Annotated in this window: 21 protein-coding genes; 13 read left to right on the top strand and 8 right to left on the bottom strand. The window is 54.9% G+C overall.

Going from position 1 to position 25,433, the window contains the following annotated elements:
* Positions 1-34 precede the first annotated feature (34 nt).
* From RRY12_04725 to RRY12_04715, 3 genes are all read left to right on the top strand, one after another.
* A complete protein-coding gene (locus RRY12_04725; GenBank protein ID MEG2183959.1) occupies positions 35-664 on the top strand; it encodes a cyclodeaminase/cyclohydrolase family protein in 630 nt (209 codons plus the stop codon).
* Between the two features lie 222 nt (positions 665-886).
* Entirely contained in the window at positions 887-1,846 is a 960-nt protein-coding gene (locus RRY12_04720) for a hypothetical protein (protein MEG2183958.1), read from the top strand.
* A 159-nt stretch (positions 1,847-2,005) separates the two neighbouring features.
* Positions 2,006-3,394, top strand: a complete 1,389-nt coding sequence (locus RRY12_04715) for an MATE family efflux transporter (GenBank protein ID MEG2183957.1) — start codon at positions 2,006-2,008, stop codon at positions 3,392-3,394.
* Between the two features lie 87 nt (positions 3,395-3,481).
* Here RRY12_04715 and RRY12_04710 read toward each other — a convergent pair whose 3' ends face one another.
* The 6 genes from RRY12_04710 to RRY12_04685 form a co-directional block, all read right to left on the bottom strand.
* Positions 3,482-4,018: a rubrerythrin family protein gene (locus tag RRY12_04710; protein MEG2183956.1), complete on the bottom strand. Its 537-nt coding sequence runs from the start codon at positions 4,016-4,018 to the stop codon at positions 3,482-3,484.
* A 201-nt stretch (positions 4,019-4,219) separates the two neighbouring features.
* On the bottom strand, positions 4,220-4,627 hold the full coding sequence (locus RRY12_04705; GenBank protein MEG2183955.1) for a rhodanese-like domain-containing protein: 408 nt from the start codon (positions 4,625-4,627) through the stop codon (positions 4,220-4,222).
* A gap of 299 nt (positions 4,628-4,926) precedes the next feature.
* The gene (locus tag RRY12_04700) at positions 4,927-6,099 is read right to left on the bottom strand and encodes an ADP-ribosylglycohydrolase family protein (GenBank protein MEG2183954.1); all 1,173 of its coding nucleotides are present in this window, start codon (positions 6,097-6,099) and stop codon (positions 4,927-4,929) included.
* 39 nt (positions 6,100-6,138) lie between these two features.
* Positions 6,139-6,783 carry a histidine phosphatase family protein gene (locus RRY12_04695; protein MEG2183953.1) on the bottom strand — a complete coding sequence of 215 codons (645 nt, stop codon included), beginning with the start codon at positions 6,781-6,783 and terminating at the stop codon, positions 6,139-6,141.
* Positions 6,784-6,786: 3 nt separating this feature from the next.
* A complete protein-coding gene (serA, locus tag RRY12_04690) occupies positions 6,787-8,439 on the bottom strand; it encodes a phosphoglycerate dehydrogenase (GenBank protein MEG2183952.1) in 1,653 nt (550 codons plus the stop codon).
* Positions 8,440-8,498: 59 nt separating this feature from the next.
* Positions 8,499-9,629 carry an alanine--glyoxylate aminotransferase family protein gene (locus tag RRY12_04685; protein ID MEG2183951.1) on the bottom strand — a complete coding sequence of 377 codons (1,131 nt, stop codon included), beginning with the start codon at positions 9,627-9,629 and terminating at the stop codon, positions 8,499-8,501.
* A gap of 386 nt (positions 9,630-10,015) precedes the next feature.
* Here RRY12_04685 and mltG point away from each other — a divergent pair, with 386 nt between their 5' ends.
* From mltG to RRY12_04665, 4 genes are read left to right on the top strand one after another with little or no spacing between them, the layout of a single operon-like run.
* Complete coding sequence (gene mltG / locus RRY12_04680) at positions 10,016-11,041, top strand: endolytic transglycosylase MltG (protein MEG2183950.1); 1,026 nt, start codon at positions 10,016-10,018, stop codon at positions 11,039-11,041.
* Complete coding sequence (locus RRY12_04675) at positions 11,038-11,316, top strand: DUF4911 domain-containing protein (protein MEG2183949.1); 279 nt, start codon at positions 11,038-11,040, stop codon at positions 11,314-11,316. The genes mltG and RRY12_04675 overlap by 4 nt, the downstream gene beginning before the upstream one ends.
* On the top strand, positions 11,313-12,671 hold the full coding sequence (locus RRY12_04670) for a TldD/PmbA family protein (GenBank protein ID MEG2183948.1): 1,359 nt from the start codon (positions 11,313-11,315) through the stop codon (positions 12,669-12,671). Before RRY12_04675 ends, RRY12_04670 begins: the two co-directional genes overlap by 4 nt.
* Positions 12,668-15,031 (top strand): DNA translocase FtsK, encoded by a 2,364-nt coding sequence (locus RRY12_04665; GenBank protein MEG2183947.1) that lies wholly within the window; start codon positions 12,668-12,670, stop codon positions 15,029-15,031. Before RRY12_04670 ends, RRY12_04665 begins: the two co-directional genes overlap by 4 nt.
* Positions 15,032-15,110: 79 nt before the next feature.
* Here RRY12_04665 and rpmB read toward each other — a convergent pair whose 3' ends face one another.
* Positions 15,111-15,305, bottom strand: a complete 195-nt coding sequence (rpmB, locus tag RRY12_04660) for a 50S ribosomal protein L28 (protein MEG2183946.1) — start codon at positions 15,303-15,305, stop codon at positions 15,111-15,113.
* A 117-nt stretch (positions 15,306-15,422) separates the two neighbouring features.
* On the opposite strand from rpmB, the gene xseB reads away from it, so the two are divergent.
* From xseB to RRY12_04630, 6 genes are read left to right on the top strand one after another with little or no spacing between them, the layout of a single operon-like run.
* Positions 15,423-15,644 (top strand): exodeoxyribonuclease VII small subunit, encoded by a 222-nt coding sequence (gene xseB / locus RRY12_04655; protein MEG2183945.1) that lies wholly within the window; start codon positions 15,423-15,425, stop codon positions 15,642-15,644.
* Positions 15,637-16,542 carry a polyprenyl synthetase family protein gene (locus tag RRY12_04650; GenBank protein ID MEG2183944.1) on the top strand — a complete coding sequence of 302 codons (906 nt, stop codon included), beginning with the start codon at positions 15,637-15,639 and terminating at the stop codon, positions 16,540-16,542. The genes xseB and RRY12_04650 overlap by 8 nt, the downstream gene beginning before the upstream one ends.
* Positions 16,543-16,571: 29 nt before the next feature.
* Positions 16,572-18,470, top strand: a complete 1,899-nt coding sequence (gene dxs / locus RRY12_04645) for a 1-deoxy-D-xylulose-5-phosphate synthase (protein MEG2183943.1) — start codon at positions 16,572-16,574, stop codon at positions 18,468-18,470.
* On the top strand, positions 18,471-19,292 hold the full coding sequence (locus RRY12_04640) for a TlyA family RNA methyltransferase (protein MEG2183942.1): 822 nt from the start codon (positions 18,471-18,473) through the stop codon (positions 19,290-19,292). It abuts the gene before it with no gap.
* 19 nt (positions 19,293-19,311) lie between these two features.
* Positions 19,312-20,226, top strand: a complete 915-nt coding sequence (locus RRY12_04635; GenBank protein MEG2183941.1) for an NAD(+)/NADH kinase — start codon at positions 19,312-19,314, stop codon at positions 20,224-20,226.
* Entirely contained in the window at positions 20,223-21,887 is a 1,665-nt protein-coding gene (locus tag RRY12_04630; protein ID MEG2183940.1) for an AAA family ATPase, read from the top strand. The genes RRY12_04635 and RRY12_04630 overlap by 4 nt, the downstream gene beginning before the upstream one ends.
* Positions 21,888-21,944: 57 nt before the next feature.
* Here RRY12_04630 and RRY12_04625 read toward each other — a convergent pair.
* On the bottom strand, positions 21,945-25,433 hold a 3,489-nt coding region (locus tag RRY12_04625; protein ID MEG2183939.1), incomplete at its 5' end, for a Synerg-CTERM sorting domain-containing protein.

The following is a 25,433-nucleotide window of genomic DNA, read 5'->3' as shown; positions in this document are numbered from 1 at the left end:
CCGTCCGTCATTTTAAAAGAAAGGGAGCATGAAAATGAAATTTGAAGAAATGACAGTCGGAGCATTTATAGATGAACTTGCCTCAAACTCGCCGGCCCCCGGCGGCGGAAGCGTAGCCGCGCTCTGCGGCTCACTCGCCTCAGGCCTCACTTCAATGGTGGGGAACCTCACGATAGGCAAAGAAAAATACAAGGACAACTGGGATACGATGCAGCAGGTCTTCGACGCAAGCGAGAAGCTGCGCGCCGACTTCGTGAAACTGATGAACGACGACACAGAGTCCTTCAACGTCTTCATGGCGGCAATGAAGATGCCCAAAGACACAGACGAAGAAAAGGCGGCAAGAAAGACCGCGATGGCAGAGGCCACAAAGACGGCGACGGAGGTTCCCCTGCTTACGCTTGAGACCTGCGCAGAAGCCGCGAAGCTCGCTTTTGAAGCGGCCTCTTTCGGCAACCCGAACGCCGCAAGCGACGCCGGAAGCGCTGCGCTGCTCGCCGACGCCGCAGGCAAAGCCGCCTCATACAACGTCCGCATCAACCTCCCCGGAGTAAAAGACGAAGCCTTCGCCGCACAGTGCGGCGAGCGCATGAAAAAGGCGCTCGCCGAAATTGCCGACTACTCCGTAAAGACCGCGGCAAAAATGGAAGAGGCGCTGGGCTAGTCACTCTCTTCCTGCAGCAAACGCTCCATTAAGCAATTTATAAACAACGTCGGCCGTTTTGGTTTCTGATTTAAAACGACCGGCGTTGTTTTTTTATTTTAATAACTATTTGACGCAATAAAGAGCATTTACGTAATCCTACCTAAAATTGATTCGGCAGTTGATGATATACTCTCCAAATCTAAATTTGCCGGCTTCCGGCAGGTGGTTTGGAGTGGTTTGATGAGGATAAAAACCGCGGCGATAACGCTGCTTCTGTTTATTTTTTGTTTGTTTAGCGCCTCCGCGGAGGCAGGAGCTATTCCGGTAAAGGTCATGGTGCTCACCTTTTATGACATGAAGGACGTGGCGCGCGTCCCGCTCAAATATTCTCTTGAAATCAAGCGCTGGTATGACAAAAACTTTTCCGACGCGGAATATTACCGCATACGTAAAACAAACTCATACGTTTACATAAAAGACGGCCTCGCTTTCATGAGCGTTGAGGCGGGCAAGAGCAAAACGGTGAGCTCGCTTTCGGCGCTTTTAAAAGACGCGCGCTTTGACTTTTGCGAAACCTATTTCATAGTAACGGGGGAGGCGAGAGTTTCTCCAAAAACGGCCTCCACAGGCTCAGTCTGTGTTGCAGACTGGGCGCTGGACAGCGACTACCGTGCAGTCACGTCTAAAAATGGAAAACGGACGATAAAGACCGTGAAAGCGGGAAGCATCTTTAAGCTGAACGACCAACTTGTGCGCTGGTCCATACGACTCAACGAGAAGACTAAATTTACGGATCACCCAAAAGCCGCAAAATACAGAAAACAATATAAGACGCCGACGGCGCAGCTTCACCCGTTTATATACAGAGCAGCGACAGTTACAAGCTTTTCGGGCGGTCAGGGAGAAATTTTTTCACAGACGGCGGAAAAACTCTGCCGCAACGAGAAAGCCGGACGTTACGGCGCTTTGCAGAGCGAAGACAACGCCATTGCGTATGTGCTGAAACAGAGCCGCCACATAGACAGACTAGCCGTCATCCGCGCAGTCACCAATTATGACAGCGCGCCGCAGGGCGGCACGAAAGAAAGCAGTGGGGCATTCGCCATAGGGGTGATAAATAACTACAGAGCAGCGGCTCCCCTTGTCAGTGAGATAGTTGGCAACTGGGAAAGGTGGAAAAAAGGGGTCCCCTCTATATAATACGAGAATAAATCTGGCAATTTTTCTCTGGCAACTTCACCAAACTATGATACTTTCATATCTTAGCCTTTTTGCCGTCACCTGCGGTATTATGCCTAAATTCAATATATAATAGAGGTGGCGCGCCCCTGCATGGGCGTTATGGGGGGAACCAAAGCGATGAACGTATCAAAAGAAGTGGATCTAGGAAAAGAAAAGATAGGCAAACTGTTCTTCATGCTGGCGCTGCCGGCCATCACGTCACAGGTGGTAAATGCTCTGTATAATATGGTAGACCGCATGTACATCGGTCATATCCCGAAGGTAGGAGCGGCGGCGCTGACAGGCGTCGGCATCTGTTTTCCGGTCATCATGATAGTATCTGCGTTCGCGGCGCTCGCCGGAATGGGAGGCGCTCCGCGCGCGAGCATCATGATGGGAAGCGGCAACAACAAGGACGCGGAAAAAATACTTGGAAACTGCTGCTGCGCGCTTGCAGTCACAGCAATGATACTCACTCCGTCCGTTTTGTTTTTTCAAAGGCCTCTTTTGATGCTATTTGGAGCGAGCGAAAACACGCTTCCGTACGCTATGTCCTATATAGCCATATACGCCGCGGGAACGCTCTTTGTCCAGCTCACGCTTGGGATGAACGCCTTCATCGCGGCGCAGGGCTTTTCCAGAGTGAGCATGATGACGGTGGTCATCGGCGCGGTCTGCAACATCATACTTGACCCGATATTCATTTTTTTGTTTGACATGGGCGTGCGCGGCGCCGCGCTAGCCACGGTCATTTCGCAGGGTGTCTCGGCGCTGTGGGTGCTTGCCTTCCTGATGGGAAAGCATACGGTGCTGAGGCTGAGGCTCTCGAACTTTCGCATAAGCCTGAGCGTGCTGCTGCCGGCCGTTGCGCTGGGGGTGGCGCCGTTCATCATGCAGGCCACTGAGAGCGTGCTCGTGCTGTGTTTTTATTCCTCGCTGCTGCGCTACGGGGGAGACCTCGCCGTGGGCGCCATGACGATACTGGCCGGCGTCATGCAGTTTGCGATGCTGCCGCAGATCGGCTTTACACAGGGAGCGCAGCCCATCGTCAGTTACAATTACGGCGCAAACAACCCGGAACGCGTTAAGAAGACCTTCAATCTGCTGCTTTTGTGCTGCATGATCTATTCGTTTGTGCTCTGGGTTTTGATAATGGCCTTTCCGCTGCTTTTTACCTCGATATTTACAAACGACCCGGCGCTTACAAAGATCTCTGTCTGGGCGCTTCGCATATACATGGCGACCAGCCTGCTGCTCGGCGCGCAGTTCGCCTGTCAGCAGACCTTCATCGCGCTTGGCAACGCAAAGACTTCGACCTTTCTTGCGCTGTTCAGGAAGGTGATCGTGCTCATACCGCTCATTTACATCCTGCCGTTATTTTTTAAGGACAAGGTGATGGCGGTCTTTCTCGCAGAACCGATAGCCGACACTCTCGCCGTGATAACTACTGTGACGCTTTTCGCGGTGGAGTTCAGAAACCTGCTAAAGACGATGAGAGAGAAAAACGCGGCGGCGCGCAGAGGCTGATTTTTTACCGGCAAAACTGCAAATGGAGGCCCGAACGGCGAACTTTCCGCCTCCGGGCCTCTCTTTTATTTATATGACCGTCTTTGCCTACCAGTTCTTTGACTGAACCTCGAAGTATGACTGCGGATGCTGGCAGACGGGGCACTTCTCAGGAGCCTTGTCCAGTTCGAAGATGGCTCCGCAGTTGCGGCACTTCCAGAAGAGTTTGCCGCCTTTGGCAAATACTGTGCCCTCTTCTATGTTCTTTGCAAGCGCCCTGTAACGCTTCTCGTGCTCGGCCTCTACCTTCGCTATGTTCTCAAACATTACGGCAAGCTCGTTGAAGCCCTCTTCGCGGGCCTCTTTCGCCATGCGGGGGTACATATCAGACCATTCTTCGTTTTCTCCCGCGGCGGCCGCAAGAAGGTTGGTGATAGTATCGGAGCTTATGCCGGAAAGCGCCTTGAAATGCAGCTTCGCGTGCTCTTTTTCGTTCTCGGCTGTCTCATGGAAGATTGCCGATATCTGTTCATAGCCGGCCTTTTTAGCGGCCGACGCGAAATAGGTGTACTTGTTGCGCGCCATGGATTCGCCGGCGAAAGCTTCCCACAGGTTCTTTTCCGTCTTGCTTCCTTTAAGTTCCATAACATTACCTCCAGAATTAAAATCTGGGATAATTGTATAGCTTAATAATAAATAATCAAGATTTTTACCTAAAAACACATGAGACTTTCCGCCTGCTTTTTGCCGGAAATATCCCGGTAAAAAAATAGGCTTCGCGCATATCGGCGAAGCCCATTTTTAGACGCTCTTTCCGCTTTAGTATATTAAGTGCGATATTTTGTCTTACTTTACGCTCTCAACTTTGCCATTCCAGTTGGCGAAGCTGACGAGGCGATAGACATTCTTATAGCCGAAGTCGCAGAGCATCTGTCCCGCCTGCTGGCTTATCTTCTCGCTTGCGCCGTAGACTATGATCACCTTATTCTCGTCGGGGATCATCGAGTGGGTCATAGCGTCGGCCAAAACAGCCATAGGAATGGATATTGCCGCCGGGATGTGTCCCGTCATGAACTCGGGCAGTGAGCGAACGTCGATGATCGCTATCGGGCGCTGTGTTTCAATAAGGACCGCAACTTCCTGCGGTGATATCTTCTTAAGGGGATAGGTGGCCGCATCAGCCGCCATGGCCGTTCCCACCATTACTACTGCCGTCAGGACTACAACTGCAATTGCCGCTCCAAATTTCTTCATTTGTGATTCCTCCGTTTAGTTATATGTTTTATTGCCTGGTTATATTTATACAGCAAGAGATATAAAGAACACAGGTAGTTTTCTCTAATAGCGGAGTCAGTAAAAACTTTGTTTTAATTGGCGGGGAGCGTTAATTTGCGGCCCCTTTGATAGAGGCGCGCGCTTTTTCGTAAAAAAATTCGGCCCTTATCGTTAGCCGTCTTCGTTTTATCGCAAACGAACGGCGCGCCGCAAAAAGCTCCGGCCGAAAGCTGCGCTTTCGGCCGGAGTATGGTCTTTATTTATATTTATCTTTTTATTTATATCCAGTGTTTGCCCGTTGAGAAGATCGGGTGTTCTTCGATGTTGAACCTCCGAAACGGCGCGGCCACTTCGTACAGCACGTTTCTGTTGTCGCCTTCTTCGTAATTTTCAAAGTGCAGGTCAAAGCCGTTTCTGTTCAGCGCGATGAAGGCGTCTTCAAAAGAGGCGTAGCAAAGCCTGTCGAAGATTATCGGGTCGTCGGTGGAGAAGTAGACGCAGACGCCGGAACTTTTTTCGTCCTGTACGGCGAAGGCCCACACTTCATCCTCGGTGCCCGGCTCCTTGACCCACCAGCGGCATTTTGACGGCTCAAGCTTCATCAGGTCGTAGGAAAGTCCGCCCGCGGCTTGGCGCCCCTCTTGTGATTCTTTGCCGCAGCAGAAGAAGTTGTATCTTGAATCCATGAATTTTTTGTTGAACTGGTCCGTGACGCGCACGGCGTCCTGAGGAAGCAGTATCTTGAGCATCGCCACCCAGCGCTTCGAGACTGTGCCGTAAAAGGCTTCGGCGACCGCTCCCGCTATGCAGGCCTGAGTATCAGCGTCGCCGCCTAAAGAGACCGCGCCGCAGACCGCGTCTTCAAACGAGTCGGACTCAAGGAAGGCTATCAGCGCCTCCGGCACGCTTCCGGGGCAGGTCGCGTCAAACTTATAGTGCGGGCGTATTTCGTCCATTGTGCGGCCCAGGTCATATCCGAACTGTTCCTGCACATATTTTTTGATCTCGGCTTTTCCGCCGCCGTTTCTTGCAATATAGACGGCAGAGGCTACGGCCTGCGCCCCCTTTATCCCCTCGGGGTGGCTGTGGCTCGGCGCGGCGCTTTTTTTTGCCTCTTTCAAGACCTCTTCGAGCGAGTCGCAGGACCAGCCGACCGGAGAGACCCTCATGGCAGATCCGTTTCCGAAGCTCTCGCCCAACGTGTCTTTGTCTGATACGCACCACTGATAGAACTTCTTCCCATATCCGGCCCTTGGATAGCAGCGCCCCCAGTATTTTAAGACGGGAGCGTAGTCATATCCGTGGAGTATCGCGTCGGCAACGGCGACGGAAAGGATAGAATCATCGGTGAAACGGCTCTTCTCCGATATAAATTCTATATCTTTGGATTTCGTCGGCAAAAATTCATATACAGAACCAATAATGTCTCCAATAAGAGCTCCCAGCATCATTATCACTCGCTTATTAACTTAATTTATGCCGTTATTATACTACAATCCCTTTTGTTCGGGGCGCTCAAAGGCGTCACCAAGATGCGCAGCGTCTCCCATAAGCAAAAGCCTGGGAGCGGCGCCCTCTTTTACTTCAACGACCGTGACGCTGCAGTTCGGCACCTGTATCCTGAAAAAGCTTGAAAGCGGCGCGTCGAGCCAATAGCAGAGCAGCGCCTTGATGACGGCGTCGTGCGAGGCAAGCAGCACGTCTCCGTCATATTTCGCGCTCATCTCCAGCACGGCTGGCAGCGCCCTTTTCTGCACGTCGGCAAGCGACTCTCCGCCCGCGCCGGGCATCGTGACAAGGTGCGGCAAGCTGTGCCACGTGCGCAGCTCTTGCGGCCATTTTTCGGCTATCTCGTCGGCAAGCGCGCCCTCCCAGTTCCCGTGGTTTATCTCCGTGAGCCGGACGTCTTCGATAAATTCACATTTTGGGCAGTGTGCGCTCGCTTCAAGAGCTGTGACAGAGGCTCTTTTTAGCGGGCTCGTGACGACGGCCGAAAATGCGTGTCCAGCTAGCCTTTCGCCCAGAAGTTTCGCCTGAGCAAGTCCCTTTTCATTTAAAGGGATGTCCTTCTGGCCCTGAAAGCGCCCTTCGACATTCCACGCCGTTTCTCCGTGCCTGATGACAAAGAACCGCATCTCTTAGCCCGCCTTTGTAAAGTCTACGGCGGCCACCCAGACCATGTCGCCGTTTTTGATAAGGTCTTCCATGAGCCTGTCGTCTGTATCGCCGTCTATTTCAAGCGCGCCAAGCGCAAGTCCGCTGCCCTCTTTGCGGCCGAGCGCGAAGTTCGCGATGTTGACGCCGGCTGCGCCCAAAACGCTTCCTATCTTGCCTATGACGCCGGGGCGGTCGTGGTTCTGGAAGATGAGCAGTTTGCCCGTCGGTACGAAGTCCACCCAATAGTCGTTTACACGCACGATGCGGTGACGGCCCTCTTCCGTGATTGTAGCAAGCAGTGAGACGCTGCCTTTTTCTGTCTCAAGCTCGACCTCTATCGTATTTTTATAGGTGACGGCCTCGCCGTAGCTCTCGTCCACGGATATCTGGCGGTCTTTGGCAAGCAGCGGCGCTATCATGTAGGTGACGGAGGAGCCGATGCTCACTTCAAGCATTCCTTTCAGCACCGCGATGGTGTAAGGTCGAAGCTGGTTTGCAACGCGCTTTTCTTCGTCGTCGAAGAGCGAGCCGCGCAGCGTGACGCGGCACTTATGCGCGGCGGAGCCGCGCACCTGCGCAAGCTTTGAGGCGAGCACTCCTATCTTGCGGGAAAGGTTCAAATACATGCGCTGGTCGGCGTTGAGCGTCTGCTCCATGAACGGAAGGTTTACGGCGTGCAGATACGGCTCGCCGCGAAGCACCTGGAGCATATTTGTCGCGGCGATGCGGGAGACCTCCTCCTGCGCCTCCTCCGTGTTCGCGCCGATGTGCGGCGTTATCACTATTTTATCGGCTATGTCGTCCGCAAGGAACGGATGATTTGCCGGCAGCGGTTCTGCGGTATATACGTCGGTGGCAAAGCCCGCAAGCCGACCTTCGCGCACCGCGTCGGCTACGGCCGCCTCTTCCACTATGCCGCCGCGCGCGCAGTTGACAAAATAGGCGCCGTGCTTGAAGGCGCGCAGCATGTCGGCGTCTATCATATTGGCCGTTTCTTTTGTGAGCGGCGTGTGTATCGTCACAACGTCGGCGAGGGAGACTGCGCCTTCAAGGTCGGACATAAGCTCAGCGTGCAGCAAATCGGCCTTTTTCTTTGGGATGTACGGGTCGTAGGCTATTATCTCCATGCCAAAAGCGCGAGCGCGCTTTGCCACTTCACTGCCAATTCTGCCCAGCCCTATGATGAGCAGTTTTTTTCCGCTCAACTGACGTCCGGTGAAACGGCTTCTGTCCCATTTTCCGTTGTGCAGGGAGGTGCAGGCCTGAGGAACGCGGCGCACGACTGCGAGCATATTGGCCATCGTAAGCTCCGTCGCGGCGAGAGTGTTTCCGCTCGGTGCGTTTATGACGATGATGCCGCTTCGGCTGGCGGCGGGGAGGTCTATGTTGTCGACGCCTACGCCCGCGCGGCCTATCACTTTGAGGTTCGGCGCGGCCGCTATTTTCGCTGCGTCCATTGAGGTGCCGCTGCGCGTAAGAACGGCGTCAACGCAGCTTAATTTTTCCAACAGCTCTTCTTCGGACAGTCCCAGCTCGATCTCAAGCTCTACGTCCTGCGCCGCCTTTAATATTTCAAGGCCCGCGTCGCCGACCTTTTCCGTGACAAGTATCTTCCATTTTTTATCAGGTTCCATATTATATATTCGTCCCCTCTGTCATGTTCTTTTTATAAATATAAAATATTATCACGAAATCACGCGCCAAACAGATCAAGCGCCTTTTTAAGCGGGCAGGCGGCGTCGGTTTCGTTTGCGGCGCACATGGCAAATATTATTTCTGAAAGCTCGCGCTCGCCCCAGTCGCTGTAATGGGCGGCTCGCACCAGTTTAGCGGAAAGCGCGCCCTGACCTCCGGCGGTGGTCACTCCAAGCGCGGAAAGCCGGCTTCGGAAAGCCTCGTTTTGCCCGTCTTTCAGAAAGAAGGCCGTAAGGCCCGGAGAACGAAGCGCGGGGTCCTTTACGAAAAGCTCAAAGCCCGCCGCCTCTAGCGCCGCCGCGAAGGCGCGCGCGTATTTTTTACGTTTTGAGAACCACGCCTCTTTTCCGTCCTTCAATATCAGATCAAGCGCGGCGTCAAGCGCAAAATAGAGCGATACCGGCGGCGTGTAGGGGTTTGCGAATGATTTGGCCGTCATGTTTTTAAGGTGCAGCTTCAAATCAAAATAATAGCTCGGCGAGCGCCTCAAAGATAGTCTTTCCAGCGCCCTCTTTGAAAGCCAGACGAAGCCAAGCCCGGGAGGCGTCATCAGTCCCTTTTGCGATGCGGTGCAGAGCACGTCTACGCCCCATTTTTCCGGCAGGCATTCTATAGCGCCCACGGAACTCACGCCGTCCACTATGACAAGAGGGGAAGATTCTGTGCGCGGCAGCGCGGATATTATCTCTTCAAGCTGTGCGGTGACGCCGGTCGAGGTCTCGTTGTGCGTAATGAGGATGGCAGCGGCCTCTGGGTTGTCGTAAACCAGCTGGGCCGCGCTTGCCGCGTCGGGGGCGGTGCCCGGCTCAAAATCAGCGTAGAGGCCGCGCGCGCCGGTGCGTTCCGCTATCTCGCGAAAACGGTCGCCAAAGGCGCCGCAGGAGAGCGAGATGAACTTGTCTTTTTCGCTCAGAAAATTTACGGCGGCGCATTCAAGCGCTCCTGTACCCGATGAGGGCAGTATGACCACGGGCGACGCGCTCTCAAAAAGCTGGTGCAGCTTTTCTTCTATACGCCTGAAAAGCTCGGAGAACTCTTCACACCGGTGGCTTATGAGCGGCCTGCCAGCGGCCTGTAAAACTTCTGGCGGAACTTCGACTGGCCCCGGAGTGAGCAGATATTTTTTCAAAGATAAAACCTCCCTCTTATAAATCAATGGAATAATAAAAAAGAGACCGAAAGAATACTTCCGATCTCAAAACGTCTTCCGTAAATAACCTCAGGCTTGCCGATTCAGCAATTCGGATTTTCGCTTTGAGAAGGACAGCGGCGCTGCGAGCCGCCGAAAGATGAACTTTCGCAGGCTGACGACGATGACGAAGATGCTGATGTGTTCAAAATCTGTTTCACGCGGCGTTCCTTCCCTCTCCAGCTTAAATTAGTTTACATTTATACAGCTAAGATTTTTTAATGTCAATACAGTCGGCTCATTTTCATGATTTTGTTCTGATTCGCTCACAGTCAGCACTTTTTAATATATAATAACAAGGATTTTAAGCTTGAGGAGATGCGTCGATGCTTGGCACGAAGAAGGACCTTTTTATTTTTATCACGGCAATTTCGGCATTCTGTTATTTATGCCTCTACGTACCATATACATACCCCAAGCTTCCCGACGAGTGGACGACGAAACATGAGGTGCTCATTCCAAGCGGGGCTACTGCGGCTGCGGCCGCGCGGCAGATAGTTGAGGCGGGCGTCACGGACGACGCGCGGCGACTTTCGCGCGAGATGGCCTCAGCCGGTATAGACCGCAGGCTGATGCCGGGGCTTTACACTCTGCGCAAAAGCTCGCCCGCTGGAGTAGTGCGGCAGCTGCTGCGCGCAAAGCCGGTGGTGAACAAGGTGACGCTCATTCCAGGCTCGACCTTTGAACGAGCGGCAAAGCTTTTCGGCGCAGACGAAGCGGGCGGCTCGCTCTTTGAAAAGGCGCTAGCGGACGACGCCAATTTCTACCCTCCGGTGCTTGAGCTGATCCCTGCAAAAACAGTGCTGCGCGCGGCATATCTGCTGCCCGAGACCTATTTCATCTCGCCCGGCAAAGAGGCGGCCTCCGAGTTTGTAAAAAGAGCGTCGGAACAATGGTACAAAAAAGTAGGTACAAAACTGCCGAAGGAGGCGTCGCGTTCGTGGCTCTTCGAGCGCGGGATACTTGCCTCAATGGTCGAGGGCGAGGCGCGCATAGCCGCGGAACGCCCAGTGCTTGCCGGAATTTTTTTAAAGCGCCTCGAAAAAAATATGAGGATGCAGTCCTGCGCTACCGTAGTCTATTCATGGGAGATGCAAAACGTAAAAAAACGGCGTCTTACCTATAAAGACCTTGAAATAAAATCGCCGTACAATACATACATACACAGCGGCTTTCCCCCGGCGCCTATATGTGTTCCCGGTGAGGACGCCTGGCTTGGCGCGCTCTATCCGACGTCGGGCGACTATTTATTTTTCTTCGCGGCGGCCGACGGACATCATCTCTTCAGCAAGACCTACGAAGAACATATTGCAAAGCAAAATATAGAAAAAAAGAGGCGGGCGGGATCATGAAACCGGAAATATGCGAGGTACGCCTTACTGTGCCTCAAAAAGATATATACTATATAAGTTGGATAATAGACGCGGCGGAGGGGCTGGGCTTTCTGCGCACCGACGACGCGAAGGCGGGACGAGTCACCATCTTCACGCCAAAAGAACTTTACGGCGACCTCATGGGGCTGGTCGGCGCGCTGCGCGCCGAAGGCCTTGAAATACAAAAAACGGAAGAAGAGGACGACAAACCTGCCTCTTGCAATGAAACGACTGACACGGGAGAGATAAAATGAACTATCAATTTTTGCACGACAACATAGAAAAGGCGTTAAAAAAGGGCGCGGACTACGCAGACGTCTTCCTTCAGCAGGGAGAGGGACACTCCGTACATTTTGAGGACGGAAAGATAGACGAGATATCGTCGTCCGCTACGGACGGCGCTGGAAGCCGGATAATATCAAACGGGCGCACCTTTTACGCGCACGCGCCGGGCCTGCTTGAAGAGGCGGTGGCTGGCTCGTTTTCAAGATGCTCTGAATTTGCCTTCGGATCGCCGTTTCGCATAACGGCGTCGTCCGCGCCGCTTTTTGGGCCGGCGGAGCAGATAGCGCCGCCCGCGGCGGATTTTTTCCGCGAGACGGACGACCGGTTAAAAAAAGAATCCTCTTTTATAAGGCAAAGCTCCTACCGATACACCGTGTCGCATAAAAGAGTCGTCGTAATCAAACCCGACGGCACGACGGCCGAGGACACCAGATACTATTCCTCGTTCACAGCGCAGGTGATAGCGGAGAAAAACGGCGTGCTCCAGACGGGCTCCGAAAGACGGTGCATGTCGCTTGGCGAAGAGGGCTTCTGGCACGGCAGCGCGCCGCTTGAAATAGCTATGACCGCGCTGCGGCGCGCGCTTTTGATGCTTGAGGCAAAACCTTGTCCCGCCGGACGCATGAACGTCATAATGGCGGGAGAGGCGGGGGGCACCATCGTGCACGAAGCGTGCGGACACGGGCTGGAGGCCGACATCGTTGAAAAAGATTATTCCGTATACCGCGGACGCATAGGCGAAAAGGTGGCGCACGAAAGCGTCACGATGCTCGACGAAGCGCCTATGCCAGGGCTTTACGGCGCCTACCGCTTTGACGACGAAGGCACGCCAGCGCAGCGCACGGTGCTTATAGAAAACGGGATATTGAAGGGGTATCTGACGGACGTGCTCTCGCATAAGCTCTACGGCCTTCCTCTTACGGGCAACGGGCGCAGAGAATCTTACCGCAACATCCCAGTGCCGCGCATGAGCAACACCTACCTTCTTCCCGGGGCCGCAAGTTTAGAGGAGATGCTTGCAATGGCGCAAAACGGCCTCTACGTTAAAAAAATGGGCGGCGGCGAAGTAGACCCGACCTCGGGCGATTTCGTCTTTTACGTCACAGAGGGCTATTTGATAGAAAAAGGGCGCGTCACCTCTCCTGTGCGCGGCGCGATACTAACTGGCAACGGCCCCGAGGCGCTGATGAACATAGCGGCGCTTGGCGGCAACCTCATCATGGACCCGGGCGTCTGCGGAAAATCAGGGCAGGGCGTCCCTGTGACCGACGGCCAGCCGTCTATGCTAATTGAATCTCTCACAGTCGGGGGAAGCGAAGCATGAGAGAAAAAAGCGCGGGAAGACGCAGGGAACAAAAAGAACCCTCCGTCTCCATGAGAGAACGGTTCAGCGAATCACTCCAACATCTCCAGAGGGCCGGAAGGATAGCCAATCTGCTGACCATTTTCTTCCTGCTCTTTCTCATAGCGGCGCTCTACACCCCGTGGACGGGACAGGGCGGCGCCTTCCTCGCGCACGCGCTGCTTTCGTCGGCTGGCGGCGCCGTGATAATCCCCATCCTGTTTTTGCTTTACGTAAGCGTGCTTACGATACTGCGCAAAGATATGTCGGGCCTCGTAAAACAGGGGTGCGGGACATTTTTCATATTCATGCTCGCGTCGCTGCTTCTTGGCCTGAACAGGCTTACGGGCGGCGAAGAACTGACGCGCTTTCCGTACCTTGCGGCGGGAGACGCGGGCATCGCTATCAGCACCGCCGCCTATAAGACGACGGGCGTGCTCGGCACCTTCATAACAGGCCTGCTTTTTCTCTACTTTGCCATGCTCTTCTTTAATATCCATATATTCTCATATTTAAAACTGCCCAATATCTCTCTGCCGTCTTTCAGCCAGATGGGAAAAAGAAGCAGGAGAGCGGCAAAAAAATCAGAGCCGTCAGAGCTTGCAAACGCCCCTGACGATGAAGGATACGAAGAAGAAGCAATCGAAGAGGAAGAGGAGTACGCGCCGAATATCGCGGCCTGCAAGGCAAGCGGAGACTATTTCAAATACGAAGAGGAGCACGCGGATGCGGCGCAGCTACGCTTCGGCGGCGGACGCCCCCAGGAAGAAGAACTGCCGCAGGACGGCCTTGCTTTTGAGGAAGAGGTCGACTATAACGACCCGTCAACTCTTGCGGACGACGACGCACCGGCGCTCATACAGGACCCCAGCTTCAATCTCGACGGACGTGCGGCACGCAGGGTGAAGCAGGGGATATTCCCGCCGCCCATAGAAATATTCGGGCCGGAGGAGAGCCACGTAGACGAGATGGACGAGGAAAAGGCGGCGCCGCTTGGCGAAAAAATAGTAAAGACGCTCGAACAGTTCAGCATAGAGTCGCACTTAGCCGAAATACTTATCGGGCCTACCGTTATACAGTTTAGGATACAGCTTGCGCCGGGAATAAAGGTAAGCAAGGTGGCGGCGCTCGCAAACGACATCGCGCTTGCTATGGCCGTCCCGAGCCTGCGCATCGAGGCGCCCATCCCGGGCAAGCCCTACGTCGGCATTGAGATACCGAACCCGCGCAGACGCGGGATACCGCTTCGCACGGTAATAGAGGACGACTGCTTCAAAAAGACGAAGCTCTCGCTGCCTCTTCCGTTCGGCGTAGCCGTAAACGGAGATTCCGTAATCGTAGGCCTCGAAGAGCTGCCGCATCTTCTCGTTGCGGGAACCACCGGCTCCGGCAAGAGCGTCTTCGTAAACTCCTGCATAGTGGGGCTTTGCTCAAAGCGCAGCCCGGAAGAGCTGCGCATGATACTTGTAGACCCAAAGCGCGTTGAAATGGCCGTCTACGACAAGCTGCCGCATCTTCTGACGCCTCCCGTAACAGACCCGAAGAAGGCTGTTCAGGCTCTTGCGTGGCTCATTCGGGAGATGGAAAAAAGATACACGACCTTCGCAAAGATACGAGTGAGGAACCTAGAAGGATACAATGAAAAGGTGCTGCCGAAAGACAGACTGCCTCACATCGTAATCGTTGTGGACGAACTTGCCGACTTGATGATGACCGCTGCCAAAGAGGTGGAGGAGTACATCTGCCGCCTCGCGCAAATGGCGCGCGCCACCGGCATCCACCTGATGCTGGCAACGCAGCGCCCCTCTGTAAATATAATAACGGGGCTGATAAAGGCAAACATCCCCGCCAGAGTCGCCTTCACACTGCCCAGCAACGCAGACTCGCGAACTATCATCGACTGCGCAGGCGCGGAAAAACTGCTCGGCAAGGGAGACATGCTCTTTCTTTCAACGAAGCATCCAAAGCCGGTGAGGATACAGTCACCGTGGATAGACGAGGCCATTCTTGGCGACTGGCTTAGATATTTGACAAATACGTTCGGTGAGCCGGAGTTTATTGAAATAGAGGCGCAGGGCGGAGAGAACACAGGCTGCGGAGCGGGCGGCGTCTACGACGACGATCTGCTGGACGAGGCCGTTCAGACCGTAATGTCCACCGGCATAGCCTCAGCGAGCGGCCTCCAGAGGCGTCTGCGCGTCGGGTTTTCGCGCGCCTCAAGGCTCATCGACATGATGGAGCAGATAGGCATAGTGGGAGCCGCGGACGGCGCGCGCCCACGCGAGATACTTGTGGACGAGGACGGCGCGCAGGAGCTGCTTGACGACGCGCGCAACGGCTGATATGACGAAGGCGAAAATGGAAAAGCATAAAAAAACTGCCGTCCGAAAGACGGCAGTGAATGATAAAAAAAGAGCCGCGTTAAACGGCCCTTTGTACTTTTCCGGAACGGAGGCACTTCGTGCAGATACGAAGTTTACGAGTCTCTCCACCGCCTACGTCTACCCTTACGCTCTGAAGATTTATGAGCCAGCGGCGTCTCGTATGACGGTTGGAGTGGCTGACGGCGTTTCCTGTTACCGGCCCGCGGCCGCAGCAATCACAGAATTTTGACATATGTTTCCCCCCTTGTTTACCTTGAAACAATCAACCTAGACATTGTATCATAGTATATCTAAAAAAAGCAACATAAAACGCACCACACGGCGGCAAATTTTGAAGGGAGATTTTATTATGGACTTCACGGCGAAGATGACGGAACTAGAGAAAATTTTAAAGGATATGGAGGGGGAGACCCTCTCTCTCGACACGGCGCTTTTAGACTACGAACGCGGCATCGCGCTTGTAAGGGAATGCCGCGGATATCTAGAAGAGGCGCAGAAAAAAATAACACTGCTCTCGCAGGACGGCGCGGAGACGGACGTTCCCGTGGAGGAGAAAAAAGACCATGAATAACATCGAGCTTGAATCGGTAAAAGGCCAATTTGAAGGCTACAGGAGGCTCTTTGAAGACTATCTGAAAGAGACCGCGCCTCTGCGCGCGGAAGGCGTACCCCCAAGCCTCAACGAATCTATGGAGTATTCGCTGAACGCGGGCGGAAAACGGCTGCGCCCAGTGCTCTGCCTCGCCGCGGCCAAGCAGTGCGGAGTAGAGCCACGCCTTGCGCTGCCCATGGCGCTCGGCCTTGAAATGGTGCATACTGCGACGCTCATCCACGACGACCTTCCCTGCATGGACGACGACGACCTCAGGCGCGGCAAGCCGTCAAACCACGCGAAATTCGGCGAGACGCTCGCGGTGCTCGCCGGAGACGCGCTTCTTGCTCAGGCCTTTATATTCCCTCTGGAAAACCTCAAACAAATAGAGGCCGCCAACGTAATGACCGCGATACGGCTCTTCTCCCGCGCCATAGGCCCAGCCGGAGTATGCGGCGGACAGGTGCTGGACATGTTCAACGACCACAGCGTTCCCGACAGGGAATATGTGCGGAGCATCGCCGCGCTGAAGACCGGCGCGCTCATTGAGGCCGCCGTAGTAAGCGGCGCGGCGCTCGGATGCTCCAAAGAGAGTATAATAGACAAGTACAGCCTCTACGCGCTGCATCTTGGCTCCGCCTTTCAGATAGTGGATGATATACTTGATGTCACCAGCACGGCGGAGGAGTTGGGAAAGACGCCGGGCAAGGACAGCGAGCAGGACAAGCTGACTCATGTGACCGCCTACGGACTTGAAAAGGCCCGGGAAATGGCGCGCGCGGAGTCGGAGGCGGCAAAAGCTGCTCTGTCTGGGATGCTGGACGGCGGCGATTTTCTGATGCAGCTGCCGGATTATCTAGTGCACAGGAGCCATTAATATTTTAACTATGTCAGGTGGTATTTCAAATGAGCCTTTTAGAATCTGTGAATGATTTCAGAGGCCTTTACGGTCTGAACTCTGACGAGCTCACCCAGCTTTCCGCGGAGCTTAGAAAAGAAATAATCGACGTCACGCTGAAAAACGGAGGCCATCTGAGTTCCTCGCTCGGGACGGTGGAGCTGACCGTAGCGTTGCTGCGCGTCTTCAACCCTGACGCCGATAAAATAATCTTTGACGTAGGCCATCAGAGCTACGCCTACAAGCTGCTCACCAAACGCAGGGAGGCTTTTTCGACGCTGCGCACCAAGGGCGGCATAGCCGGCTTTCCGCGCCTTGACGAAAGCCCCTATGATTTCTTTACCACCGGCCACAGCAGCACCTCCATCTCCGCCGCTATGGGCTACGCAAAGGCGCGCGACCTCAAAAACGAGGAACACGAAGTTGTAGCCGTCATAGGCGACGGCGCGCTGCTGAACGGCGTCGCCTTCGAAGCGCTAAACACCATGTCGAGCGTAGGCGCAAAGACCATCATAATACTGAACGACAACACGATGTCCATCAGCCCGCGCATCGGGGGCATGGCTTCGCACCTTGCGAAGCTCGCCGTCAACCCGACCTACAAAAAGGTCAAGGACTATATAAAAAATCAGTGCGTAACGGTCAAAAACGGCGACAATCTAAGCCACGCGCTGAAAAAATTCAAGATGAAGCTCAAATCGCTGCTTCTGCCGACAAACATCTTTGAAGAGCTCAACATAAGCTACTGGGGCCCCTTTGACGGACACAACATTCAGGAGATGGAAGAGGTATTCCGGCTCGCCAAAAATTACGACGAACCGCTGCTCATCCACGTCCTCACAAAAAAGGGAAAGGGCTGTCCGCAGGCCGAGGCAAGCCCCTCCTTCTTTCACGGCATCGGGCCGAACACGCCGCTTGACGCGGCGGGGCAGACAGCTTGCGGCTCCTCAATAAGCTGGAGCGCGGCAATGTCAAATCTGCTCTGCGAAATGGCGCGCGAAGACGCGCACATCATCGCCTGCACGGCCGCCATGAAGGACGGCACCAAATTAAGCGGCTTTGCCAAAACATACCCTAAACGTTTTTTTGACGCGGGCATCGCGGAGGAACACCTTTTGATATTCGCGGCGGGACTTGCAGCAGCCGGCATGAAGCCGGTCGTCTGCATTTACTCGACCTTCCTCCAGCGCGCAGCAGACCAGATAGTTCATGATATATGCCTTCCAAAACTGCCCGTATTACTTGGAATAGACCGGGCCGGCTTGGTCGGCGAGGACGGAGAGACGCATCACGGCGTGCTCGACATCGCGTGGCTGCGCTCCGTCCCGGAAATGACGATAGCCGCCCCGCGCGACGCGGCGGATCTCGCCTTTTTCGTAAAGGAATGGAAACGCCGCGGCATACCCATGGCGGTGAGATATCCGCGCGGAAACGCGCCGCTTTCCACGGCGCGCGAAGAAAACGGCGCGCCCGCTCCATGGGGCCGAGCAGAGGTTCTAAGGCGCGGCGCGGAAATCTGTCTTGTCGGCTGCGGCAGCACAGTCGCTTTGATGCTTAGGGCGGCCGACGAACTCCGCGAGAAACTTTCGGTATCGGCCACGGTCGTTGACCTCAGATTCCTGAAGCCGATAGACTTTGAAGGGCTAAAAGATATTCTTGCGTCACATTCGCTCGTAGTCACCGCCGAAGAGGGCGTGATAAAAGGCGGCGCGGGAGAGGCCATCGCCGTCTTCATGAAGGAGAACGGCTGCTGCGGCGCGGTGCATACGCTTGGCGTCCCCGACTATTTCATCTCCCACGCCACGCGCGCGCAGCAATGGGAAGAGTGCGGCCTCACCGCAGACAATATTGTAAAGATATGCGCCGCCGAAAAAAACGGCGGCGATCATGGCCGCCTGGAGCGATAGATGAAGACGAAACTGATCAGGCTTGATAAATTGATTTTTGACAAAGGACTGGCCGCGTCACGCACCGCGGCCCAGAATTACATCGAAGAGGGGCGCGTCATGGTAAACGGCGCGTCCGCGCAAAAGGCCGCCTCAATGGTGCCTCCCGACGCGGATATAAAGATAGACGCCCCTGAAAAAGAATGGGTGAGCCGCGGCGCATACAAACTCCTTAAGGCGGTCGAGGCCTTTTCGCTTGCGGTCTCAGGCAGACGCTGCATCGACATAGGAGCGTCTACCGGCGGCTTTACCGAGGTGCTTATAGCAAACGGAGCAGCAAAAATCTATGCCGTAGACGTAGGCTATGGACAGCTTGCTTGGAAGCTGCGCAGCGACAGCCGCGTCGCCGTGATGGAGCGCACGAACGCAAGAAACCTCACGCTGGATATGATAGAGGGTCAAAAGGCGGATATAGTCGTCTCCGACGCCTCTTTTATCTCAGTAAAACTGCTTCTTCCAACAATGGAAAGCCTTCTTGCGGACGACGGCCTCATCGTCATACTCGTCAAGCCGCAGTTTGAGGCCGGAAGAGAACGCGTCGGTCACGGGGTCATCACAGACCCGGCGCTGCACGCGGCCATCCTTCGCGAGACTGCCGATTTCATTGAAAAAGAGACGAGCCTGTCGCTTGAGGCGGCCGATTATTCCCCAATTCGCGGGCCTGAGGGGAACATAGAATTTCTCTTTCTGCTGAAACATTTGAACGGGAACGAACGGCCGTTACCGCCGGATTTTGAAATGATCGTGGAAGAGGCGCATAAAAACGCCTCGGCCCATCCATAATAGTCAAGGAGCTGAAAAAATGGACGGCACGCACGCAACGGAGATAAAAAACGAAAAAAAGGTCGGACTTCTCTTCAACACGCAGAAACCGGAGGCCATAGAGATGGCCTGGCGTCTTTGGAAGTGGGGCAGAAAGCATGGCGTGAAGTTTCTCCTGCCGCCGCATGAAGCCTCCGCCATCTCGCTTCCCGGCGTCACCGACGAAGAGTGGAGGAAAGAGGCCTCATTCGCTGTGATACTCGGCGGCGACGGCACCTTTCTGCGCGCCGCGCGCTACACCTTCGGCAGCTCCATTCCGCTCTACGGCATAAACCTGGGCAGGCTGGGCTTTCTTGCAATCGGCAGCCCCAATTCCGCGGAAAGCGACATCGAAGGCATCCTGGAGGGCAAATACACGCTGCAGCTCCGCCGGCTGCTCAAAGGACAGGTGATGCGCGCGGGACGAATCGTGCACGAGCTGCACGCGCTCAACGACCTCGTAGTCTCAAAGGGCAGCCTTGCGCGCGTGATAGATCTTGAGGTCAAAGTCGGCACGGAGACAATGTCGCTCTTTTTAGCGGACGGCCTAATTTTATCGACGCCGACAGGCTCCACGGCGTACGCGCTCTCCGCTGGAGGCCCCATCGTGCCGCCTCACGTGCCCTGCATGATAATGGCGCCAATATGCGCGCACACCCTCTACGCAAGGCCCGTCATACTCAGCGACACGGACACGGCGCTCGTCATACCGCGCGGAGAGACGCGCAGCCTCATCCTCACGCAGGACGGCCAGCTCGGCTACGAACTGCTGCCGGGCGACGAACTGCAGGTGACGCTCGACAAAGAGATATACGTAGAGACGATACAGCTCAACGGGCGCAGCTATTACGACCTTTTGAGGGAAAAGCTTCGCTGGGGCTTCAACGGCATAAGAGAGGCAGGGGAAGAGGTTTGATAGAGGAGCTCGACATTCGCGGAGTCGGCGGCATCGTTGAGGCCAGGCTCACCTTTTCGGGAGATTTCATCGTAATAACAGGAGAAAGCGGGACAGGCAAAAGCAGCCTCGTCCGCGCGCTTGAATTTATTGCGGGACGCCGCGCCCAGCTCAACCACATCCACACCCTAAACGACAGCTGCGAAGTACAGGCCGTAATGAGCTCCGAAGATATACCAGGCCTCTTTGAAAAATACCAGCCTCAAGAGGGCGCGCTGATAGCAAAAAGGAGCTTCTCCCGCAGCGGCAAAGGCCGGTGTGCGCTCCAGGAACAGACGGTGCCGCTTTCGACGCTCATTTGCGCGATGGAGCCGAACATAGTTATACAGAGCCAGTTTGCGCAGCTCGGGCTGCTTGAACCGACAAAACAGCTCGAACTTGTAGATTCATGCGGCGGGACAAACCTAAAGACTGCCCTGAACAAACTAGAAACCACCTTCGCCACAGCTCTTGCCACGGAGCGAGAAATAATGGCGCATAAAAAAAGACGCAGAGAGAGCGAAAGCCGATTTGAAGAGGCGCCCGCCGTAATAAGGCAGATAAAGGCGCTTGAACTGAAGCCAGAGAGCGACAAAGAATGGGAAAAAGAACTGGCCGCGATAGAAAAGGCTGAGTCCGACTACAGGGCGCTCAAACTGCTTTCCGAGAGGATGACCAACTCCGAGGGCGGCCTGTTGGACCAGCTAGAGGCCGCCGCAAAAAGCCTGTACGCCTTTGCGTCCGACGACGAAGGCCCCTGGCGTGAAACGATAGAAAAAACGCTGAGCGGAGCGCAGGAGCTTTCAAACCTCATAGCCCAGGCCTGCCGCGAGCGCGCCTCGGAAGAGGATTCGGAGGCGGCGACGGAACGGCTTGAAAAGAAAATAGGGCTTCTCAGAAAAATGAAGCGTTCGCTGAACATAAACTCCACCGAGGCGCTGCTTGATTTCGCAAAAGAGGCCGAGAGCGAGCTTGCGTGGATGAGCGCAAGCCGTGCGGAACTTGACGAACTCGAAGAGAGGGCGCGCAGGCTGCGCCGCGAAATATCTTCGCTTGCCATCGAGGTGCGCGCGCTCCGAAAAGAGGCGGCCCGCGTACTCTCTGCAAAGGTGAACGATGAGCTTGCCGGGCTTGGCATGGAATACGCTCATTTCAACATCGAAATAGAGGAGCTGGACAAAATGCGCGCAACAGGCGCGGAAAACGCCCTCTTCACGCTCGCCCTTCCCGACCAGAGGCCGCTTCCCGTCGGCAAAAACGCCTCTGGCGGCGAGCTTTCAAGAATATTGATTGCATTGCAGCTTTCTGTAGGCAACGACAAACTGCCCGGAACATTAGTCTTTGACGAAGTAGAGGCGGGCCTTGGCGGAAAAACGGCGCTCTTTGCCGGATACAAGCTGCGCCATTTGTCACGCCGCTGCCGCACGATACTGATAACGCATCAGGCGACGATAGCGGCAATGGCCGACCAGCATTACGTAGTAAAACGCGAAGAGGAAAACACCACGATAAACGAGGTAACGGGAGAGGCGCGCGAAAAAGAGATAGCAAGAATGCTCTCCGGCGACGAATCGTCGCGCGAAGCGCTCGAACACGCGAAAGCGCTTTTGGAAAACAGCACACTTTTCCTCCGAACGCGATAGTGCAGAGATACTTCATAAAACGGGGAGGCGCGAACGCCTCCCCGTTTTATAGCTATATTACCTTTTCTTCTTCAGCATCAGAGGCAGCAGAGCCAGAAGCGACAGCACCGCGAACCCGGCGTTGCAGCCGGAGCCGCTGGAGGAGTCAAGCGGCCTCCATAACTCTTCCGACTGGCTGGTAAGATCGCCCTGCTCGGAGCGAGAGAGATAGGGCGAAAAAGCTCGTACCGACACGCCGCTATCCGGCGGACACTGTGACGGGTCGTATACGAAACTGAAGGTGTAGTCTTGGCCCTGTTTCATCACCGGCCGCTGGGAGCCTCCGAGGATCGCGGTAGCATCTTTACCCTTACCGGCAAAGAGGGCGCAGCGCAGCGCCGGCACACAGGATATCTGCCGCTCTTTGCCGCCCCTGATGATCTTTCCTCCGATGAAGCCCACAGTGGCGTCAACCCGCAGCTGCTTGTAGCGCGCCTTTTCGTCTAGCTTCGTCTCCTCGTAGCTGATGTTGCCGCTGGCGTCGCGCTTTATCTCATATACCTTGACCTCTTTGACCTTGATATTTGGACGCTCAGCGGCCGGCAGCGAAGCCTGCGCCGCAGCCGAGGAAGCGGAAACGGTATTGCTCGCCGCGGCCCCATGGAAGAGCTCCGGATCATAAGAGCCGACAAGCACCCAGCCATGGTTGTTCTTCGTGTTGAGCTCTTGATCGTTGTATTCGAGGACGGCGTGCACCCAGCCTAGCCCCTCCGTTTTGGGGGCCTTGAAGGTGGCCTCGGCGTTGGTCCAGTTGTCAAAACCGTCCGTGGCCGTAGTGCGCTCACGTATTACCGGCAGCTTAGCTGAATCGAATGGCGTATAGCCGTCGCGCGCAGGGTCGGTGGAGGGATAATTTCGTGCCCCGCTCTCGTTGCTCCACGGCTGGAAGTAGAATTTCACCGTTACGTCCTCAGCTTGCACAAAACTGTAATTGATCACGCGCAGCTTAACATTATAAGCCTTCTCCTTCTCCAACAGTTTTGGCGAAAGGCCGTCTTCAGTGGTTCCGGTTGCGGCGTTCTCCGTCGAGTCAGATTTTGTAAAGGTTATGCCGCGCATCTGGTTTGACGAATATTTATCTTCGTTCTCAATAAGGTAATAGATCATGGACTCTATCTCCCCGAGGAACACACCTTTGTTCTTAATGTCGTTACTCCATCGGAATGGCAGCAGCAGCCCAGGATCGGGGTGCGTGGCGTAGGGGCTGGACGGCCCCCATATCTTGCTCTCGGCATCCTTCAGGTGCGGCACCGCGTAACCGACGCAAATCGCGCCGTCATCCTGCGTGAAATAGGCGACATCAACGTAGAACTGCATATCCTTCGCGGTCCAGTCCTCCGTGTACTTCGTATAAGCCCCCGCGCCTGGCCAAGCCATTGTCACATTGAGCATTTTTGAAGCGTCGGTGGTCGTAGTCGAGTCAGTACCCCACGAGTAGTCCCCGGTGAGGTCGATATTAAGGTGCTGCCGATTAGCGAAGCCAAAGGTAGGGTGGAAATAAACATGTCCCCCAAGTGTTTGGCGAATCGAATTGTAATCCTCCATGCTGCCAGATACGCTCGACTTGAATTGACAGTCGTTATTGTCTGTGTTGCCGATTAGATTATTCTGGCCGCTGATAAATACTTTGCCGTTGATATCGGCCCACGGATCGTATTTATCTGCTTCTAGCTTCGCCTCCTTCCCCTGCGGGTAGCCTGATATGTCGCTCAGCCGCTTGGGGTAGGTGAAGAGGTTATAGTTGTCGTGCAGCGGCTCATACCACGAAATGTTTCGCCCCGGCGTCGGCGCGAAGGTCGGATTGACCGTAGTAGGTACCACATACTGTACATAGTTCTGGAGGGATACTACCGTTCCCGTCGTGTCGTCCGAGGTCGTAGAATAACGCTTCGATTTGGGCAGCAGGATCGGGTAGCGGCAGATATTGTAGTTGTTGGTATGGTAATAGAGCTGATCGTCCCTGTCAGCCTTGAAATTAACTTCGAAGCCCATAGTCGACGAATAGTTATCCGTGTGCTTATGGACCTCGTTTCTTGAGTACTTTATGCCAATGTCCAGTAGCGGCTCGTCGTCTGAGGTATTGTTCGCAAACACTTTTTCCATCAAATTCTCTCTATGTTCCAAAGCGTAGGAAGCATCGACACCGATACTGCCCTCGGAGACATTTGTCGTTGAGCTGGAATAACCGAAGGTTTGCTCGAACTCCATGGCGGTGTAATAATCTTTAGTTTCGAATACCGCGAAAGCATCGATCGTCAAGTCGCCGCTTGCGTCGGCTAGGGGGAACAGGTCGCTGCTCGCGGCCGAGACCTTATCCCAATGCTTGGGCGGCGCCTGCGTCACCATGGAGAGTTCGATGTTCTCTTCCACCGTGAGCACGCTCGGCGAGCCGAGCACGAGGCTCTCGCCGTATAAGTCCACGGCGGCGACGCTGGCTCCCATGTTGCCGTCCATCTGGACGTTGTTATAGTTGAAAGATCCCTCCCCTGTGAGGCCTTTGTCCTTTGACCAGGAAAGAATTGCAACATCCATATTCGCCATACCATTGTCTCCGTTGCCCATGTGGGCGAGCGCGATTTGATGCCGCACCAGGGAACCATTTGTTGGGTATTTGAAGAGGCCCGTCGTGAGGCTGTGGTGCTTGTAGAGCACGTTGAGCGTCCAGCCTATTGCCGCTGCGTTGTACTCATACTTATTTCCCGTGTTTGCAATAGCGCCGCCCTGTGTGATATCCCAGTCGTGCACCCAGAGCTTGAGCTCGACGCCACCGCTGCCCGTGCCAGTAGACCAGACAAGCTCACCGAAACCGTCTCCGTCAAAATCGGCTATCTTGGCCTCGATGGGGGGCACAGAGCTCCACGCAGTCGTGTCTGTAATGGGGAAATTCGTCGTACCCTGAAAGCTGCGGTCGACGTGCCGAACCAGGACGTCGCCGTTCAGCGAACAGATGCTCATATATACATTGGCGTATTTGTCGGTAGTAACGTTCGGTGAATCGGTATGGATATAGACAAGTTCGTCCTTGCCGTCGGCGTTGATGTCGCCCGCCGCAAGACCGACGCTGTTGTGCTGCAGGAGGCTGCTGCCGTCCGCCATGTTTTGGGTGTTGTAGACGCACTTCCCCTGATAACCCTTCTCTGTATCATAATTCACGCGGTATATCTCAAGCTGGTTGGCGCGGCTCTCGTTGATGCCGGCGCCGTGGATGAGCGTGTAATAGAGGGCGATCTCGTCGCGTCCGTCGCCGTCAAAGTCGCCCTTCGTCATACGGATGCTGTTTGCTGGCGTAACACCGGAGGCGCCGCCGGCTACGCTGCTGCCGGTGGCGAGGATGCTGCTTTCGCTGCCGTTGATATACGTCATGGTCACATCGCCAGAGCGCGTCAACATATTGTCGTAAAGCGACTTGCCGTCGACAAGCAGCATCTTCACGAGCGGCTTGTCGTTGTTGCTCTTCACATAGGTCAGGATATAATCAGAATAGCCGTCGCCGTTCCAGTCAGAGGC

It is taken from the genome of Cloacibacillus sp., assembly GCA_036655895.1.
Taxonomy (GTDB): domain Bacteria; phylum Synergistota; class Synergistia; order Synergistales; family Synergistaceae; genus JAVVPF01.
The sequence above is the reverse complement of the archived record's forward strand: the minus strand, read 5'-3'. Positions and strand labels throughout refer to the sequence as shown.

What these genes read in the sequence shown, in the direction of transcription:
- RRY12_04635 (MEG2183941.1), top strand. Translation starts at nt 19,312, where the DNA reads ATGGACGGCACGCACGCAACGGAGATAAAAAACGAAAAAAAGGTCGGA.
- serA (MEG2183952.1), bottom strand. Translation starts at nt 8,439, where the DNA reads ATGGAACCTGATAAAAAATGGAAGATACTTGTCACGGAAAAGGTCGGC.
- RRY12_04695 (MEG2183953.1), bottom strand. Translation starts at nt 6,783, where the DNA reads ATGCGGTTCTTTGTCATCAGGCACGGAGAAACGGCGTGGAATGTCGAA.
- RRY12_04675 (MEG2183949.1), top strand. Translation starts at nt 11,038, where the DNA reads ATGAAACCGGAAATATGCGAGGTACGCCTTACTGTGCCTCAAAAAGAT.
- RRY12_04650 (MEG2183944.1), top strand. Translation starts at nt 15,637, where the DNA reads ATGAATAACATCGAGCTTGAATCGGTAAAAGGCCAATTTGAAGGCTAC.
- RRY12_04720 (MEG2183958.1), top strand. Translation starts at nt 887, where the DNA reads ATGAGGATAAAAACCGCGGCGATAACGCTGCTTCTGTTTATTTTTTGT.
- RRY12_04705 (MEG2183955.1), bottom strand. Translation starts at nt 4,627, where the DNA reads ATGAAGAAATTTGGAGCGGCAATTGCAGTTGTAGTCCTGACGGCAGTA.
- rpmB (MEG2183946.1), bottom strand. Translation starts at nt 15,305, where the DNA reads ATGTCAAAATTCTGTGATTGCTGCGGCCGCGGGCCGGTAACAGGAAAC.
- RRY12_04715 (MEG2183957.1), top strand. Translation starts at nt 2,006, where the DNA reads ATGAACGTATCAAAAGAAGTGGATCTAGGAAAAGAAAAGATAGGCAAA.
- dxs (MEG2183943.1), top strand. Translation starts at nt 16,572, where the DNA reads ATGAGCCTTTTAGAATCTGTGAATGATTTCAGAGGCCTTTACGGTCTG.
- RRY12_04725 (MEG2183959.1), top strand. Translation starts at nt 35, where the DNA reads ATGAAATTTGAAGAAATGACAGTCGGAGCATTTATAGATGAACTTGCC.
- RRY12_04700 (MEG2183954.1), bottom strand. Translation starts at nt 6,099, where the DNA reads ATGATGCTGGGAGCTCTTATTGGAGACATTATTGGTTCTGTATATGAA.
- RRY12_04640 (MEG2183942.1), top strand. Translation starts at nt 18,471, where the DNA reads ATGAAGACGAAACTGATCAGGCTTGATAAATTGATTTTTGACAAAGGA.
- mltG (MEG2183950.1), top strand. Translation starts at nt 10,016, where the DNA reads ATGCTTGGCACGAAGAAGGACCTTTTTATTTTTATCACGGCAATTTCG.
- RRY12_04665 (MEG2183947.1), top strand. Translation starts at nt 12,668, where the DNA reads ATGAGAGAAAAAAGCGCGGGAAGACGCAGGGAACAAAAAGAACCCTCC.
- RRY12_04710 (MEG2183956.1), bottom strand. Translation starts at nt 4,018, where the DNA reads ATGGAACTTAAAGGAAGCAAGACGGAAAAGAACCTGTGGGAAGCTTTC.
- RRY12_04670 (MEG2183948.1), top strand. Translation starts at nt 11,313, where the DNA reads ATGAACTATCAATTTTTGCACGACAACATAGAAAAGGCGTTAAAAAAG.
- xseB (MEG2183945.1), top strand. Translation starts at nt 15,423, where the DNA reads ATGGACTTCACGGCGAAGATGACGGAACTAGAGAAAATTTTAAAGGAT.